General features: G+C 56.5%; 1 rRNA gene. It reads left to right on the forward strand.

Going from position 1 to position 1250, the window contains the following annotated elements:
• Positions 1 to 1250: ribosomal RNA gene (locus ACFCV8_RS36060) — 16S ribosomal RNA — on the forward strand; the annotation flags it as partial.

The raw sequence follows: 1250 nt of genomic DNA on the forward strand, positions 1-1250 counted from the left end.
CGGCCGCCGACAGCGCGGTGCGCCAGGCCCGGGAGGCGCGGGCGCTGCGGATCATCGCGGTGTCCTTCTTCGCGCTCGCCGCCTACGTGAGCGTCGACGCCGTCCGTGCCCTGGCAGGTAACGGCTCACCAAGGCGACGATGCGTAGCCGACCTGAGAGGGTGATCGGCCACACTGGGACTGAGACACGGCCCAGACTCCTACGGGAGGCAGCAGTAGGGAATCTTCCGCAATGGACGAAAGTCTGACGGAGCAACGCCGCGTGAGTGATGAAGGCTTTCGGGTCGTAAAACTCTGTTGTTAGGGAAGAACAAGTGCTAGTTGAATAAGCTGGCACCTTGACGGTACCTAACCAGAAAGCCACGGCTAACTACGTGCCAGCAGCCGCGGTAATACGTAGGTGGCAAGCGTTGTCCGGAATTATTGGGCGTAAAGCGCGCGCAGGCGGTTTCTTAAGTCTGATGTGAAAGCCCACGGCTCAACCGTGGAGGGTCATTGGAAACTGGGAGACTTGAGTGCAGAAGAGAAGAGCGGAATTCCACGTGTAGCGGTGAAATGCGTAGAGATGTGGAGGAACACCAGTGGCGAAGGCGACTCTCTGGTCTGTAACTGACGCTGAGGCGCGAAAGCGTGGGGAGCGAACAGGATTAGATACCCTGGTAGTCCACGCCGTAAACGATGAGTGCTAAGTGTTAGAGGGTTTCCGCCCTTTAGTGCTGCAGTTAACGCATTAAGCACTCCGCCTGGGGAGTACGGCCGCAAGGCTGAAACTCAAAGGAATTGACGGGGGCCCGCACAAGCGGTGGAGCATGTGGTTTAATTCGAAGCAACGCGAAGAACCTTACCAGGTCTTGACATCCTCTTGACCTCCCTAGAGATAGGGATTTCCCTTCGGGGACAAGAGTGACAGGTGGTGCATGGTTGTCGTCAGCTCGTGTCGTGAGATGTTGGGTTAAGTCCCGCAACGAGCGCAACCCTTGATCTTAGTTGCCATCATTAAGTTGGGCACTCTAAGGTGACTGCCGGTGACAAACCGGAGGAAGGTGGGGATGACGTCAAATCATCATGCCCCTTATGACCTGGGCTACACACGTGCTACAATGGATGGTACAAAGGGTTGCTAGACCGCGAGGTTACGCCAATCCCATAAAACCATTCTCAGTTCGGATTGTAGGCTGCAACTCGCCTACATGAAGCCGGAATCGCTAGTAATCGCGGATCAGCATTGCCGCGGTGAATACGTTCCCGGGC

The sequence above is a fragment of the Streptomyces sp. NPDC056347 genome (assembly GCF_042262625.1).
Classification (GTDB): Bacteria; Actinomycetota; Actinomycetes; order Streptomycetales; family Streptomycetaceae; genus Streptomyces.